The following is a 659-nucleotide window of genomic DNA, read 5'->3' on the forward strand; positions in this document are numbered from 1 at the left end:
TAAGGCAGAGAGCGTAAATCTGGTTTGGTAATAACTCTTTGAGGCTGGATATCTAGGCTCGTCGCGACCTCACAAGCCCGAACCGTTAACGGATGCTTAAAAAGCCACTGTGAATAAGCGCTATAAAGTGCCACCACTCCCGCCATTCCGATGATTTCTATCAACACAATAGCCTCTAGAGTAAAAGGCAGTAAAGTTGGGCCACTTAAAAGCAGCGCTGCGGCAAAAAGCCACTTTTTGTACGTCATCATCCATCCTTGAATTACATTCTATAAATGTACATTTGAGACCAATCGTCCATGATCAGCCTTGCAAGCGTATTTTCTATAAGCCTGTGTACTAAGTTATTTTGATTACTGACCAAAATCAAGCAGACGCAAACATAAACAAATCAAGTCAGACTACCTCAACAGCATCCACACAGTTGACACGAGTGATTCGACCGTCTTCGATAATGAAAAAGGCATCTTGAGGTAAATCTTGCTGCCAAACTTGAGTGTAATCCATACCCAACAGCAATCCTCTTAGCACGATGCCTGTTAGCCCATGGCTCACCACGACAATGTCTTCGTCATGCGTTACATCACTCAACCAACTGGACAAACGCTCCCTTACCGACTCATAAGTTTCACAGTTTGGCGCTTGAAGGTACCAATCAT

At 43.9% G+C, this 659-nt stretch carries 2 protein-coding genes; both read right to left on the reverse strand.

Annotated features, from left to right (window positions below; all coding sequences use genetic code 11):
* Positions 1-251, reverse strand: a 251-nt coding sequence (locus R7O13_RS27745) for a hypothetical protein (protein ID WP_318305306.1), incomplete at its 3' end; no start/stop codon positions are given.
* Between the two features lie 145 nt (positions 252-396).
* Positions 397-659, reverse strand: a 263-nt coding sequence (locus R7O13_RS27750) for a histidine phosphatase family protein (RefSeq protein WP_318305307.1), incomplete at its 5' end; no start/stop codon positions are given.

This window comes from Vibrio sp. Y176 (genome assembly GCF_033438945.1).